The organism is Kribbella sp. NBC_00709 (assembly GCF_036226565.1).
In the GTDB taxonomy this organism is placed as follows: Bacteria; Actinomycetota; Actinomycetes; order Propionibacteriales; family Kribbellaceae; genus Kribbella.
In genome coordinates, this window is record NZ_CP108996.1 from 6,769,722 (window position 1) to 6,783,681 (window position 13,960).

A 13,960-nucleotide genomic window follows, 5' to 3' on the forward strand; every position below is an offset into this window, starting at 1 on the left:
CGCGTCTATCCACCATCGAAAGCGGAGAAGTCTCGCGCCGGCGCCGTACGACGCGTGTTCCCGTCCTCCCGATGTACTTTTGACGCATGAGCCTCGATCAGGAACTGGACGCGGTGGACCGCCAGATCCTGGCCCTGCTGGTGGCCGACGGCCGCCGGACGGTCCGCGACATCGCCGACCGGGTCGGGCTGTCGCCGTCCCCGGTCAAACGCCGGATCGAGCGCCTGGAGCGGGCCGGCGTGATCCTCGGCTACAGCACCGTGGTCGACCAGGACCGGCTCGGCGAGTCGATCGAGGCGTTCGCCGAGCTCCGGTTCAACGGCGACACCGACGTCGAGTCGATCACCGCGTCGGCGCGGCGGATCCCCGAGGTGATCGAGGTGTTCACGGTGGCCGGCGACCCGGATGCCCTCGTCCACTTCCGGGTCAGCAACGTCCAGCACCTGCACCGGCTGATCGACCAGCTACGGCACGACCGCAACGTTGTCGGCACCAAGACCCTGATGGTGCTCGACTCCTGGCGTCGCGGTCAGTCGCCGCGATCACCCGCCTGACATCCGGTCTCAGTGCTGGGCCAGGTCCAGCACTGTTGCTGTTGGCAACTTTGCTAGGTCGGCGCCGTCGAGCAGCAGCTTCGATCCGCGGATCCCGCTGCCGATCACGACCTGCCCGGCGCGCACGACCGCCTCGTCGACCAGCACCGGCCAGTCCGCGGGCAGTCCGATCGGCGTGATGCCGCCGTACTCCATGCTGGTCGTCCTGACCGCGTCGTGCTGGGCCGCGAAGGAGATCTTCCGTACTCCGAGGTGCTTGCGGATCACGCCGTTCACGTCGGCGCGGTCGGTCGCGAGCACGAGCACCGCGGCGTACGACTCCTCGCCGGCCCGCTTGCCGAGCACGATCACGCAGTTCGCCGAGGCCGCCATCGGTACGTCGTACTCCGCGCAGAAGGCCGCGGTGTCCGCGAGCTCTGCGTCGATCGCAGCCGCGTACGCCGTCACGTCCTGGAGCCCGGCGCGCACCGGCGCGGCCAGCAACTCCGGAACCTCCAACGCCGGCTGCCAGTCCAGCTTGCCCAGCAACGGTGCGGTCACTGCTGGGCCTCCGGCAGTTTGACGAGGTCGGCGTACTCCGTGTGCTCCTGGAGGAAGTCCTGGTAGAACGGGCAGGCCGGCTTCACCCGGAGCCCGAGGGCGCGCGCGTCGTCGAGGGACTTGGTCGCGATCCGCCCGGCCACCCCGTGGCCGCGGAACTCGGGCAGGGTCTCGGCGTGCAGGAAGGCGATGACGCCCGGGCGCAGTTTGTAGTCGACGAAACCCATCAGGGTGCCGTCGGCGTCGTGCGCCTCGTACCGGCTGTGGTCCTTGGCGTCGACCACGGTGATCTCGTTCTCCATGCGAGAACTCTAGCCATCCCGCTCGCGTGGTCACCCAGGGTTTGGACTTCGTCACTCCTGGGGTACCGGCGCGAAGGCATGTCGAACCGAGGCCGGGAGGAGCCGGGATGAGCGAGCACGCGTTGGAGCACGGAAGGGCGATACCCAGTCTGGTGCCGGCCCGGATGGACCGGCTGCCCTGGACCAGGTTCCACTGGATGATCGTCGTCGGTCTGGGTGTCTCGTGGATCCTCGACGGCCTGGAGATCCAGCTGGTGTCCCTGGTCGGGAACGTGCTGAAGGAGCCGCAGACCCTGCACCTGAGCACGTCGCAGGTCGGCCTGATGGCGTCGGTCTATCTGGGCGGTGAGGTGGTCGGAGCGTTGGTGTTCGGCCGGTTGACCGACCGGCTCGGCCGGCGCAGTCTGTTCATCGTCACGCTGCTCGTGTACCTGGTCGCGTCCGGTCTCGCAGGTCTGTCCTGGGACCTCACCTCGCTGCTGATCTTCCGGTTCATCGCCGGGATGGGCATCGGCGGTGAGTACGCCGCGATCAACTCCGCGATCGACGAGCTGATCCCGTCGCGGTTCCGCGGCCGGGTCGACATCGGCGTGAACGGCACCTACTGGGCCGGTGCGCTGATCGGTTCCGCGGTCGGTCTGGTGTTCCTGAACAAGGACATCGTCCCGATCGAGTGGGGCTGGCGGCTGTGCTTCCTGATCGGCCCGATCATGGGGCTGTTCATCATCTACCTGCGCAAGCACATCCCGGAGAGCCCGCGCTGGCTGATGACGCACGGGCGGGTCGAGGAGGCCGAGCGCACCGTCGACGACATCGAGGAGACGGTACGGCGGCAGGGCGGCGAGCTGCGCGAGGTCCGCGACGACGAGGCGATCGAGGTGGTCGACTACCCGCCGGTGACGTACCGCGAGATCGCCCGGGTGATGCTGCGCGACTACCGCAGCCGCTCGTTCCTCGGGTTCTCGATGATGGTCACCCAGGCGTTCCTCTACAACGCGATCTTCTTCACCTACGCGCTGGTGCTGAAGTCGTACTTCGGCCTGAACGACTCCAGCGTCGCGCTGTACTTCTTCCCGTTCGCGATCGGCAACCTGGCCGGCCCGCTGCTGCTCGGCCGCCTGTTCGACACCGTCGGCCGGCGGAAGATGATCCTCGGCACCTACACGTTGTCCGCCGTCGTGCTGTTCATCACCGCGCTGCTGTTCAACGCCGGCTCGCTGAACGCGGCCTCGCTGACCGGGCTGTGGTGCGTGGTGTTCTTCTTCGCCTCGGCCGGCGCGTCGTCGGCGTACCTGACCGTGAGCGAGATCTTCCCGATCGAGCTGCGCGGCCAGGCGATCTCGTTCTTCTTCGCGATCTCGCAGCTCACCGGCGGTGTGATCGCGCCGTACCTGTTCGCCTCGCTGATCGGTACCGGCGACAATCCGGCGCGCGGGCCGCTGACGGTCGGGTACATCATCGGTGCGGCCGTGATGCTGGCCGGCGGCATCATCGCCTGGGTGTTCGGCGTGGACGCGGAAGGCCAGTCGCTGGAGAACATCGCCAAGCCGCTGTCGTCGACGGGCGCCGCCACCCGGTTCCAGGGAGCGACGCCGCGAGTGCCTCGTACCGAACGCCGCGACCAGGAACCCTAAGATGACCGCGTGGGTTCGCTGCTGATCGCTGGTACGACGTCCGACGCCGGGAAGACGACGGTGGTCACGGGCATCTGCCGCTGGCTGTCCCGTCAGGGCGTGCGGGTCGCGCCGTACAAGGCGCAGAACATGTCGAACAACTCGATGGTCTGCGCGGACGGCACCGAGATCGGCCGGGCGCAGTGGATCCAGGCCGTTGCCGCCGGCGCCGAACCCGAGGCGGCGATGAACCCGGTGCTGCTCAAACCCGGCAGCGACCGGCGCAGCCACGTCGTGCTGATGGGGGAGCCGTGGGGCGAGCTGACGTCCCGCGGCTTCCTGACCGAGCGGGCGGAGCTGGCGAAGGCGGCGTTCGCGGCGTACGACGACCTCGCGTCCAGGTACGACGTGGTGATCAGCGAGGGCGCGGGCAGCCCGACCGAGATCAACCTGCGGCAGTCCGATTACGTGAACCTCGGCCTCGCCCAGCACACCAGGACGCCGGTCGTCGTGGTCGGGGACATCGACCGCGGGGGCGTGTTCGCGTCGATGTTCGGCACGGTCGCGTTGCTCGACGCCGCCGATCAGTCGCTGATCAGCGGGTTCCTGGTGAACAAGTTCCGCGGTGACGTCTCGCTCCTGCAGCCCGGGATCGACATGCTCGCCTCGGTCACCGGCCGCCCGACGTACGGCGTCCTGCCGTGGCTGCCCGAGCTCTGGCTGGACTCCGAGGACGCCCTCGACATCCCGGTACGACGGACCTCGCCGGGCGATCTGCTGACGATCGCGGTGGTGCGCTTCCCGCGGATCAGCAACTTCACCGACCTCGACGCGCTGGCGGTCGAGCCGACGAACAGCGTCTTCTTCACCACCAGCCCTGCCGAGATCCGTGACGCGGACCTGGTCGTCCTTCCCGGCTCCCGCGCAACCGTCGCAGACCTCAACTGGCTCCGCGCCCAGGGCCTGGCCGACGCCGTCACCGCTCGGGCAGCCAACGGCCGGCCGATTCTGGGGATCTGCGGGGGATACCAGGCGCTCGGATCAGTCGTCTCCGACCCGGACGCGGTCGAGACGGGCGGCGAGCACCCCGGACTGGGCTTGTTGCCGGCCGCAACGACATTTGCCCGGGAGAAGACGCTGGCGCGACCGACGGCCACGGCGTACGAGATCCACCACGGAGTGGTCGAGGTGACTGAAGACGCCGCGGAGTTCCCGGGTGGCTGCCGCAGCGGCAACACCTGGGGCACGATCTGGCACGGCCTGCTCGACGACGACGCCGCGCGGCACGCGTTCCTCACCGAGGTCGCGGAGCTGACCGGCAAGCCCGCGCCGGACGGGTCGGTCTCCTTCGCCGGGCTCCGCGCCGACCGCCTGGACCGCCTGGCCGACATGATCGAGGAGTACGCCGACACCGCCGCCCTGCTGCACCTGATCGAGAGCGGCGCACCGCCGGTCCCCTTCATTCCGCCGGGAGCGCCGTAGGACCAGGCCTGAACGCATGTTCACCGCGCATCTGGCGTGTTAGCCTCGACGCGAGCGCGCCCCGGCCCCCGGCGACGATCATCGTCGCAGTGGTTCAGGGGGGACATGAACGGCAGGTCGACGTCCGGGCCGTCCAGAGATCCGTTCGCGCAGATCTGGGCGGCTTACGGTGACCAGCTGCGGTGGATCGCCGAGACGATCCTGGGGAACAGAGTGCTCGCGCAGGTTCTCGTCGTCGACGTGATAGCTACTCGCTCTGCGAATCCGCTCGCGTCCGGCGGACAGTTCCCGTCACGGCACGAGCTCGCGCGGATGACGTACCTGCGGTGTGTGCGGGCCGGAGCCGTCGGCGACCGCGTCCTCGTACGGCAGCAACGGGCGGCGGTGGCGCTCGTCGATCTCGGAGATCACAGCTCCGGCGACGTCGCCGACCTGTTCGGTCTGCCGGCCGAGGCCGTCGCCGAGCTGCTCGTCGCCGGACGACGCATCGTCGGGCCGGCTCCGGCTCCGGGCCACGAGCCTGGCCCGGGCCTCGTCGAGCTGGCCGCGTTGCTGGCACACGAGTGAGCCTGGTCGTCGTCCTGACAGACTGAGCACGTGGAGGACTTCGAACGTCTGCGGGGACGGCTGTTCGGGATCGCCTACCGGATGACGGGGACGGCGACCGACGCCGAGGAGATCCTGCAGGACGCGTGGCTGCGCTGGCAGGACGCCGACCGTACGTCGGTGCGGGACCCGGACGCGTACCTGGCGAAGATCGTCACCAACCTGTCCATCAAGCAGCTCACCTCCGCGCGGGCGCGACGGGAGACGTACGTCGGGGAGTGGTTGCCGGAGCCGGTGCTGACGGGACGGGACGAGTTCGACGTGCTCGAGGTGGTCGCCGAGCGGGAATCGGTGTCCTTCGCGCTGCTGCTCCTGCTGGAGCGGCTGACTCCGGCCGAGCGGGCGGCGTACGTCCTGCACGAAGCGTTCGCGTACAGCCATCGTGAGGTGGCGGACCTGATCGGGACGACGGACGCCAATGCCCGGCAGCTGCTGTCCCGGGCCCGCAAGCGGGTGGCGACGGACTCCCGGCGCCGGCAGCCGGTCGACCGGGTCGGCTGGCGTGAGTTCGTCGACCGCTTCCTGGCGGCGGCCCACGCGGGCGAGATCGACCAGCTCGAGCGCCTGCTCACCGAGGACGTCGTGTCCACCGCGGACGGCGGCGGCAAGGTCATCGCGGCCCGGAACCCGGTCGTCGGCCGGACCCTGGTGGCGCGCTACCTGATCGGGACGCTGCAGAAGTTCGGCGCGGGCTTCGTCATGCGCTTCGCGGAGGCGAACGGCGAGCCGGTGCTGGTCGCCGAGAGCCCCGACGGGCTGATGGCGGTGTGCTTCGTCGAGGCCGGGCCGCAGGGCGTCAGCGACCTCCGGTTCGTGCTCAATCCGGACAAACTCGCCTTCGCCGCCGCCCAGCTGTCACAAATCGGAGGGCTGTCGGATCTTTCCTGGTGAACCGAAAGGACACCAGGATGACTTCCCTTCTCGTCACCGGCGGTACCGGTCGCCTCGGCCGGCCGGCTGTGGACGCCTTCCGTGCGGCCGGACACCAGGTGCGCGTGCTGAGCCGCCGGGCCGGACCCGAGCGTGTCGTCGCCGACCTCACCGCGGGTGAAGGGCTGGCGGCCGCGGTCGAGGGCGCCGACGTGGTCGTGCATCTCGCCACCAGCGTCCGCGGCCAGGACGCGCAGCAGACCCGGAACCTGCTCGCGGCCATTGCCGGGGTGCGGCACCTCGTGGTGATGTCGATCGCCGGGATCGACCGCATCCCACTCGGCTACTACCGGGCCAAGCTGGAGGTCGAGCGGCTGGTCGAGGAGTCCGGCGTGCCATACACGATCCAGCGCGCCACCCAGTTCCACGACCTGGTTGACCAGGTCTTCGCCGCCCAGCGCTACCTCCCGGTCGTGGTCGCGCCGAAGATGATGATGCAGCCGATCGCCGTCGAGGACGTCGCCACCCGGCTGACGGAGCTGGTCGGCGCTCCACCGGTGAAGGGTCGGGCGCCGGACATCGGCGGGCCCGAGCGCCTCTCGGTGCCGGAGCTGGCCCGGATCTGGAAGCGGGCGAAGGGATCACGCCGCCCGATCGTTCCGGTTCGCCTGGGCGGCAAGGTGTTCCGCGCATTCGCTGCGGGCGACGCGATGGTGGACGGCCCGGCGTACGGGCGGATCACGTTCGCGGAGCACCTCGGATGAAGACCTACGTCCGTATTGTCCTGTGGATCCTCGCCGTGTTCGAGCTTGTGCTCGGGCTCTGGCTGACGATCGTGCCGAAGACGTTCTACGACCACGTACCGACGGTGAACTGGACGCCGCCGTACAGCGATCACTTGTTCCACGACTTCGGCGGTGCGAGCCTCGGACTCGGCATCGTGCTGACCGCGGCCGCGATCCGGTTCGAGCGCTTCTGGACTGTCATCGCGCTGCTCGCGTATCTCGCGTACGCAGGCCCGCACCTGCTCTTCCACCTCGGCCATCTGGAGGGAGAACAGCGCGGATTGTCGATCGCACTGGCCGCGATCCTCTCGCTCATGGTCCTGCTTCCGCTCACCGCGCTGGCCGGGGTTCGCAAGTTGACTTGACGACTGTGACAGTAGGACTGTCACAATAGCGCCCATGGGTCCACTCGAGGGCGTGAAGGTGGTCGAGCTGGCCGGGATCGGCCCCGCGCCGTTCGCGTGCATGATGCTGGCCGAGCTCGGCGCCGAGGTACTACGCATCGATCGCCCTGGCGGCAGCCTGTCGCTCGGCCCACCGGAGCTCGACCTGCTGAACCGCGGTCGCCGGAGCGCGGCCCTCGACCTGAAGCGGCCGGCCGCGGTCGATGTCGTACGGCGGCTTGTCGCGCAGGCCGACGTACTCGTCGAAGGTTTCCGGCCCGGGGTCGCCGAACGGCTCGGTCTCGGGCCGGAGGACTGCCACGCAATCAACCCGCGGCTGGTGTACGGGCGGATGACCGGCTGGGGCCAGGACGGCCCGCTCGCGCAGACCGCCGGGCACGACATCGACTACCTCGCGGTGTCGGGCGCGTTGCACCTGATCGGCCGGGCCGGCGGACCGCCGCAGGTGCCGGCCAACCTGCTCGGCGATTTCGCGGGCGGATCGCTGTACCTCGTGATCGGCATACTCGCGGCGCTGCACAGCGGGCAGGGACAGGTGGTCGACGCGGCGATCGTCGACGGGTCGGCGCACCTGACCACGATGCTGGTCGGCGCACTCGCGGCCGGGTCGTGGCAGCAGGAGCGCGGGACGAACCTGCTGGACACCGGTGCGCCGTTCTACGACGTCTACGAAACGGCTGACGGGAAGCACGTCTCGGTCGGTGCACTCGAGCCGCAGTTCTATGCGGAGCTGATCGAGAAGCTCGGGATCGACGCGCCCGACCGCAACGACCCGTCGAACTGGCCGGCCCTCCGCAAGCTGCTCGCCGAGACCTTCCGGCAACGGACCCAGGCGGAATGGACAGCGCTGTTCGACGGCTCGGACGCCTGCGTCGCACCCGTCCTGCCACTCGCTGCCGACCACCCGCATCTCGTTGCCCGAGGCACCTTTGTGGACCACCAGGGTGCCCGGCAGCCAGCGCCCGCGCCACGCTTCGACCGTACGCCGACCAGCCTGGGCCGACCGCCCGCGCGGCCGGGGGAGCACACCCGCGAGGCGCTGACCGACTGGGGAATCACCGACCTCGACGACCTGCTCGCGTCCGGTGCCGCCCACCAGGATCCAACGCAGCAGAACTGAGAGGAACCGCCCTGTGGAACGTCAGCTCTTCGACGCCGATCACGATGCCTTCCGGGAGACCGTCCGCGCGTTCTGCGAGAAGGAGATCGTCCCGCACCACGACAGCTGGGAGGAGGCCGGGATCGTCCCGCGCGAGCTGTGGACCGCGGCCGGCGACGCCGGCCTGCTCGGATTCATGATGCCGGAGGAGTACGGCGGGGGTGGGGCGCGCGACTTCCGGTTCAACACCGTGCTGATCGAGGAGCTGACCAGGGTCCGTGCGAGTGGGGTCGGCTTCACGATCCAGACCGACATCAACTCGGCGTACCTGCTCGACTATGCGACGCCGGAGCAGAAGGCGCGCTGGCTGCCGGCGTTCTGCGCGGGGGAGACGATCAGCGCGATCGCGATGACCGAGCCCGGCGCGGGGAGCGACCTGCAAGGCATCCAGACCACCGCGCGCCGCGACGGCGATCACTACGTGCTGAACGGGCAGAAGACCTTTATTTCCAACGGCATCCTGGCCGACCTGGTGATCGTGGTCGCCAAGACCGATCCGGGGGCCGGCGCGCAGGGCATCTCGCTGATCGTGGCCGAGCGCGGCATGCCCGGGTTCGACCGCGGGCGGAACCTGGACAAGATCGGCCTGAAGGCACAGGACACCGCGGAGCTGTTCTTCGACGACGTCCGGGTGCCGGTGGCGAACCTGCTCGGTGCGGAGGGCAAGGGCTTCGTCTACCTGATGGAGAAGCTGCCGCAGGAACGCCTGACGATTGCCGTGGTCGCGGCCGCCGCCTGCGAGAACATGCTCGAGGACACGTTGCGCTACGTGAAGGACCGCAAGGCGTTCGGCCGCCCGATCGGCTCCTTCCAGAACAGCCGCTTCGTCCTCGCCGAGCTCGCCACCGAGACCCAGATCGCCCGCGTCTTCGTCGACCGCTGCATCCAGGAGCTGAATGCCGGCACCCTGACCGTGGCCGAGGCCGCGATGGCGAAATGGTGGACCACCGAACTCCAGAAGAAGGTCGTCGATCGTTGCCTCCAGCTCCACGGCGGCTACGGCTTCATGACGGAGTACCCGATCGCCAAGGCCTACCTGGACACCCGGATCCAGACCATCTACGGAGGCACGACCGAGATCATGAAGGAAATCATCGGCCGCACGATGGGCGTGTAGACGCAGGAAACCCGTCGCTCGGTGCGCACGCGGTGACGTCGTTGCGACGGGTCCTGCACCTGATCACCAGCCAGGCGGTGCGAGCGTCCTGTGCTGGTATCACCGTTTGTCGTGCCCAACCCCTCCCAGGGGGCGCGACAACACCTGGCGCCGAGGTCTTGGGCTTGCCTGAACAGGCTCGGCCAGCCTAACCGGTCCGGCATCGGGGTGCCACTGCTCGTGGCCGGCTACTCCGATGACGCGGTCAGCGTGAGCCGGGCCAGGACGACCTCGTTGGCAACATCCGTCAGGCGGCGGTTGTTGGCGCGCGCGTACGTCCGCAGGATGTTGAACGCCTCGTCGACGTCGATGTCGAGGCTGTGGCTCAGGAATCCCTTCGCCTGCTCGATCAGGATCCGGCTGTTCAGAGCGGTCTGGAGCTGCTCGGTGACGACCTCCTGGCGAGCCAGCGCCCGTTGGTGCACGATGCCGATGGTGGCCGCGTCGGCGAGCGCCTGCCCCAGCCTGATCGTGTCGGCGTCCAGCTGCCCGGTGGATCGACTGAACAGGTTCACAGCGCCCAGCACCGTGTCGCGCAGCCGCATCGGCAGCGCCTGCACCGACAGGTACCCGGTCTCGATGGCGGCTGCGCTGAAGCGGGGCCAGCGGGTGCGGGCGTCCCGAAGGTCGGCCACCTGCACCGGACGTCCGGTGCTGAACGAGTCCATGCACGGGCCTTCGAGGTTCTGCAGCTGGCTCAGCTCGACCAGCCGCGCCTGCTCGCTGGAGGCGGCGACCAGGTTCAGCGCACCGTGGTGATCGGCGAGCAGGATGCCGCAGGCCGAAACCCCCAGCAATTCGCTGCAGCGAGCGGCGAGCCGGTCCAGGAACTCGATGATGTCGAAGTCGTCGACGAGAGTGTCCGACAGCTCGATGAACACCTCGCGCACTCTACGGTCAGATGCACTCATCAGTCCTCCTCCTGTTCCTTCTCGTCCGGTTCATTGTCGGTCGTGTTCGGCTCGTGTCCTGGTGGAGCAAGATCGGCGTCCAGACGGAGGCGGTCGGCCATCACATCGATGGCGACGGTGTGTAACGACTTCCCACTGCTGAAGGCGTGGGCGCGCAGCCGGGCGAGCGCGTCGGTGACGCTGATGCTTTGCATCGAGGCGAGCCGGCCGGCGGCCTGGTGAACCTCGGCCCTGCGCGCCGTGAAAGCAGTCTCGATCACCCCGTCCAGGTCCGCGCTGACACCCTGGCGATGATCCAGGGCCAAGACGAAGATCGCATCGGCGAACACCAGGGCGTCCGCAACCTGGTCACCCTTCAGCGGGCCGGGCTCGCGCCGGTAAACGGTCAGGACGCCGAGCTTGGCAGCTCCCGCGGTGACCGGGAACGCGAAGGCACCGCGGATGCCACGATCTGTAGCGGCCGCCGCGAACCCGGGCCACCGCCTCCCGGCCGCAACTCCGGCCAGGTCCGCCTCGAGCACCGGCGAACTGGTGGCGGCGGCCAGGCTGCTCGGACCTTCGCCGACCTCGAACTGCAGCTCGTCCAGCTCGCCGATCTCCAGATCGGTGGCGAGCAAGGGCTCCAGCAGGCCGCCGCTGCGGGTCATGGCAAGACTCGCACCTGCGGCCGAAAGGGCCTGTGCACAGGCCGCCACGGCGTGCAGCAGCGACGGTCCGGCACCATTGCCGTCGGCGACGGCTCTGATTGCCCCCCACACCCTCGCGCTGCGGTCGTGATCCACCCGTTCCGTCCACCCTCGAACCGCCGCTGGGCGGATGGTCCACCTTAGCGGCCGGTTCGCCGAAGCCATGCTCATCGTGGCGCGCGCCGTCATCTGTTCTTCCCTGCACCCGCGTCAGGTCCGGTCTGCCGAACCTCGAGTCCGGGCGCCCCCCAGGCAACCACCTGTACCCGATGGCGCGATCCTCACTCATCGGCCGCCGGAATGCGGACCGGCGGCGCCTCTCCTTCGGACTCGGGCGACCCGGCCTCGTCGGGCCTGGCCTCTGGGGCCTTCGGATCGACGGTTGCCGCTGGTACGCCGTGCCACTCGCTCATGAAGGGCTCCTCCCGGGGCGGCTCAGGATGCGCGGGCCGGGGTCCAGGGGCAGCGCCTAAAAGAAAAACACTAGTCCTCTCTCCGGCTCGCGGCACTCCCTTCGCGCGCGTCGGGATGATTGACTGCCTCCAGGAGTCGAGGGAGGTCGTCATGGACATCGTGTCGCCTGGATTCACCGGCCGCCGGCGGGGTGGAACGGAGCTTCCGCCAGGGCAGTACCTGACGCACGAGTTTCCGGTGCTGTCGGCAGGGCCGACGCCGCGCATCCAGACCGAGCACTGGGAGTTCACCGTCACCAGCGAGACGGGTGAGAAGTACAAGTGGGACTGGGCCGCGCTGATGGCCTTGCCGGCCGAGGAGTTCACCAAGGACATCCACTGCGTGACCCGCTGGTCGAAGCTGCAGACGACCTGGAAGGGCGTCTCACTGGACACGCTGCTCGCGGACGTCGAGACCGGCGCGGACTACGCGATGGCGCACAGCTACGGCGGCTACACGACGAACCTGCCGCTGGACGACCTGCTCGACGGGCAGTCCTGGATCGTCTACGAGTACGACGGCGAGCCGCTGGACCCCGAGCACGGTGGACCGGCGCGGCTGCTCGTCCCGCATCTGTACTTCTGGAAGAGCGCCAAATGGGTCCGCGGCCTCGTGCTGTCCGACATCGAGGACCTCGGCTTCTGGGAGACCGCCGGATACCACGAGTACGGAGACCCATGGAAAGAACAGCGATACGCCGGAGACTGACCTGGCAGGTCGCCACGGTTGCCGACGTACGGCGTGAGACGGAGACCGCGCGGACGCTGGTGCTCGAAGTACCGGACTGGCCGGGGCATGTCGCCGGGCAGCACCTCGACGTGCGGCTGACCGCTCCGGACGGGTACCGGGCGTCGCGGTCGTACTCGATCGCGTCTGCATGGAGCGGGTCGACGATCGAGCTCACGGTCGAGCAGGTGCCGGACGGCGAGGTGTCGCCGTACCTGGTCGACGTGTTGAAGGTCGGCGATCCGCTGGAGATCCGCGGACCGGTCGGCGGATGGTTCGTCTGGAAGCCGGAGCAGGACGGGCCGGTGCAGCTGATCGGCGGGGGATCGGGTGTCGTGCCGTTGCGGGCGATGCTGCGCGCCCATGCCGGAGCCGGGAGTACGACGCCGTTCCGGTTGCTGTACTCCGTCCGCCGTCCGGAGTCGGTGATCTACGTCAGCGATCTCAAGGAGCTGGCCGCGTCCGACGACGTCGACGTACGGCTGGTGTACACGCGGGACGCGCCGGCGGGGGAGCCGCGGGTCGGGCGGATCGACGCCGACGTGATCGCGCAGTACGCGTTCACGCCGGAGGACGGCGCGACGACGTACGTCTGCGGGCCGACGCCGTTCGTGGAGACGGTGGCGGATCTGCTGGTCGCGGCGGGACACGACCCGGCGCGTGTGAGGACTGAACGTTTCGGACCGACTGGAGGCCCGCGATGAGTGAGACCAACTACCTGGACGGCAACGCGGCTGCCGGCTCGCTGAGTGAGCTGTTCGCCGTCGATCTGACCGCGGCCATCGCGCAATGCAACGGCTGCGGCCACACGACCGTCTTCGCGGAGTCCCGCCTGTACGTCGACGCGCCGGGCATGGTCGCCCGGTGTCCCGGCTGCGACTCGGTGCTCCTGCGCGTCGTCACCACCCCCAACGACACCTACCTCGATCTCCGAGGTCTGACCTACCTGCGAGTCCCGAACTCCTAACGCGGCTTGTTCTGGGTACGGCGGATGGTGTCGCGCTGGGTTTCGCCGACGGCTCGCTCGTAGGCGAGGACGAGACCCTGGATCGTGACCGGCTTGAAGCGTTCGACCAGGTGCTGGATGTGCTCGGGCGGGCCGCCGGAGTCGCGGTAGTGCGGCCAGACCTTGGTGCGGAAGACCTCGGTGAGTTCCTCGGCGAGCGCGCGACCGTGCTCGGTGAAGATCCGGCCCGCGTCCAGGACCGCCTCGACCGGGAGATCCAGGTCGAGCAGTTCGACACCGAGGCTGAGGTGTGCGGTCGCGACCTGGAACACGTCCTCGTCCGGCGTCGGCTCCACGACACCGAGCGCCACCAGCATCTCGATGTCGTCGTCGGTGAGATCGCGGCCGGTACGCCGTACCAATGCGGCCCGATCCAGCGTTTCCGGGAGATCGCGCATCCACGGGGTCAGCAGCGTGCGGTGCAAGGCGATGTCCTGCGGCGTCGCGTCGGCCGGGATCCGGTCCAGGTACCCCTCGATCGCCTGCAGCGTGAAGCCGTGCGCCTGCAGTTCGCGGACGAGATCGAGCCGGGCGATGTGTTCCGGCCCGTAGTACCCGACCCGTCCACGCCGGATCGGTGGCGGGATCAGCCCTCGGCCCGCGTAGAACCGCAAAGTGCGCACAGTCATTCCGACGCGGGCCGACAGTTCATCAACTGTCAGGGTGGCGTCGTCCCCCGAGACATCCGACATGGCGGAGATCATAAC

Annotated in this window: 18 protein-coding genes; 12 read left to right on the forward strand and 6 right to left on the reverse strand. The window is 69.0% G+C overall.

All coding sequences use genetic code 11. From position 1 onward, the window contains the following. Positions 1–86: 86 nt before the first annotated feature. Positions 87–554: an Lrp/AsnC family transcriptional regulator gene (locus tag OHA18_RS33075; protein WP_328999271.1), complete on the forward strand. Its 468-nt coding sequence runs from the start codon at positions 87–89 to the stop codon at positions 552–554. Between the two features lie 9 nt (positions 555–563). On the opposite strand, the gene OHA18_RS33080 is transcribed toward OHA18_RS33075, so the two are convergent. After that, positions 564–1,094 (reverse strand): YbaK/EbsC family protein, encoded by a 531-nt coding sequence (locus tag OHA18_RS33080; RefSeq protein WP_328999272.1) that lies wholly within the window; start codon positions 1,092–1,094, stop codon positions 564–566. Next, positions 1,091–1,396, reverse strand: a complete 306-nt coding sequence (locus OHA18_RS33085) for a GNAT family N-acetyltransferase (RefSeq protein WP_328999273.1) — start codon at positions 1,394–1,396, stop codon at positions 1,091–1,093. Before OHA18_RS33085 ends, OHA18_RS33080 begins: the two co-directional genes overlap by 4 nt. Before the next feature lie 107 nt (positions 1,397–1,503). On the opposite strand from OHA18_RS33085, the gene OHA18_RS33090 reads away from it, so the two are divergent. The 8 genes from OHA18_RS33090 to OHA18_RS33125 all read left to right on the forward strand — a co-directional run bounded on the left by OHA18_RS33090 (position 1,504) and on the right by OHA18_RS33125 (position 9,432). Beyond that, positions 1,504–3,030, forward strand: a complete 1,527-nt coding sequence (locus OHA18_RS33090; protein ID WP_328999274.1) for an MFS transporter — start codon at positions 1,504–1,506, stop codon at positions 3,028–3,030. 9 nt (positions 3,031–3,039) lie between these two features. Further along, entirely contained in the window at positions 3,040–4,491 is a 1,452-nt protein-coding gene (locus OHA18_RS33095) for a cobyric acid synthase (protein ID WP_328999275.1), read from the forward strand. Positions 4,492–4,596: 105 nt separating this feature from the next. Then, on the forward strand, positions 4,597–5,058 hold the full coding sequence (locus OHA18_RS33100; protein WP_328999276.1) for a hypothetical protein: 462 nt from the start codon (positions 4,597–4,599) through the stop codon (positions 5,056–5,058). A 30-nt stretch (positions 5,059–5,088) separates the two neighbouring features. Beyond that, positions 5,089–5,988 (forward strand): RNA polymerase sigma-70 factor, encoded by a 900-nt coding sequence (locus OHA18_RS33105; RefSeq protein ID WP_328999277.1) that lies wholly within the window; start codon positions 5,089–5,091, stop codon positions 5,986–5,988. A gap of 17 nt (positions 5,989–6,005) precedes the next feature. Further along, positions 6,006–6,731, forward strand: coding sequence for an SDR family oxidoreductase (locus tag OHA18_RS33110; RefSeq protein ID WP_328999278.1), 726 nt, complete (start codon positions 6,006–6,008; stop codon positions 6,729–6,731). Continuing rightward, positions 6,728–7,117 (forward strand): DUF4345 family protein, encoded by a 390-nt coding sequence (locus tag OHA18_RS33115; protein WP_328999279.1) that lies wholly within the window; start codon positions 6,728–6,730, stop codon positions 7,115–7,117. The genes OHA18_RS33110 and OHA18_RS33115 overlap by 4 nt, the downstream gene beginning before the upstream one ends. A 34-nt stretch (positions 7,118–7,151) precedes the next feature. After that, positions 7,152–8,276, forward strand: a complete 1,125-nt coding sequence (locus OHA18_RS33120; protein WP_328999280.1) for a CaiB/BaiF CoA transferase family protein — start codon at positions 7,152–7,154, stop codon at positions 8,274–8,276. Positions 8,277–8,289: 13 nt separating this feature from the next. Next, entirely contained in the window at positions 8,290–9,432 is a 1,143-nt protein-coding gene (locus OHA18_RS33125; RefSeq protein WP_328999281.1) for an acyl-CoA dehydrogenase family protein, read from the forward strand. Positions 9,433–9,659: 227 nt separating this feature from the next. On the opposite strand, the gene OHA18_RS33130 is transcribed toward OHA18_RS33125, so the two are convergent. From OHA18_RS33130 to OHA18_RS33140, 3 genes are all read right to left on the reverse strand, one after another. Beyond that, positions 9,660–10,382, reverse strand: a complete 723-nt coding sequence (locus OHA18_RS33130; protein WP_328999282.1) for a GAF and ANTAR domain-containing protein — start codon at positions 10,380–10,382, stop codon at positions 9,660–9,662. After that, on the reverse strand, positions 10,382–11,029 hold the full coding sequence (locus OHA18_RS33135) for an ANTAR domain-containing protein (RefSeq protein WP_328999283.1): 648 nt from the start codon (positions 11,027–11,029) through the stop codon (positions 10,382–10,384). Before OHA18_RS33135 ends, OHA18_RS33130 begins: the two co-directional genes overlap by 1 nt. Before the next feature lie 320 nt (positions 11,030–11,349). Then, entirely contained in the window at positions 11,350–11,481 is a 132-nt protein-coding gene (locus OHA18_RS33140) for a hypothetical protein (RefSeq protein WP_328999284.1), read from the reverse strand. A gap of 151 nt (positions 11,482–11,632) precedes the next feature. Here OHA18_RS33140 and OHA18_RS33145 point away from each other — a divergent pair, with 151 nt between their 5' ends. The 3 genes from OHA18_RS33145 to OHA18_RS33155 are packed head-to-tail and all read left to right on the forward strand — an operon-like array spanning position 11,633 to position 13,214. Next, a complete protein-coding gene (locus tag OHA18_RS33145; RefSeq protein ID WP_328999285.1) occupies positions 11,633–12,229 on the forward strand; it encodes a sulfite oxidase-like oxidoreductase in 597 nt (198 codons plus the stop codon). Continuing rightward, the gene (locus tag OHA18_RS33150; RefSeq protein ID WP_328999286.1) at positions 12,199–12,951 is read left to right on the forward strand and encodes a ferredoxin reductase; all 753 of its coding nucleotides are present in this window, start codon (positions 12,199–12,201) and stop codon (positions 12,949–12,951) included. The genes OHA18_RS33145 and OHA18_RS33150 overlap by 31 nt, the downstream gene beginning before the upstream one ends. Continuing rightward, on the forward strand, positions 12,948–13,214 hold the full coding sequence (locus OHA18_RS33155) for a DUF6510 family protein (RefSeq protein WP_328999287.1): 267 nt from the start codon (positions 12,948–12,950) through the stop codon (positions 13,212–13,214). Before OHA18_RS33150 ends, OHA18_RS33155 begins: the two co-directional genes overlap by 4 nt. Here OHA18_RS33155 and OHA18_RS33160 read toward each other — a convergent pair. Then, positions 13,211–13,945, reverse strand: coding sequence for a MerR family transcriptional regulator (locus tag OHA18_RS33160; protein ID WP_328999288.1), 735 nt, complete (start codon positions 13,943–13,945; stop codon positions 13,211–13,213). The genes OHA18_RS33155 and OHA18_RS33160 overlap by 4 nt on opposite strands. Between the last annotated feature and the right edge of the window lie 15 nt (positions 13,946–13,960).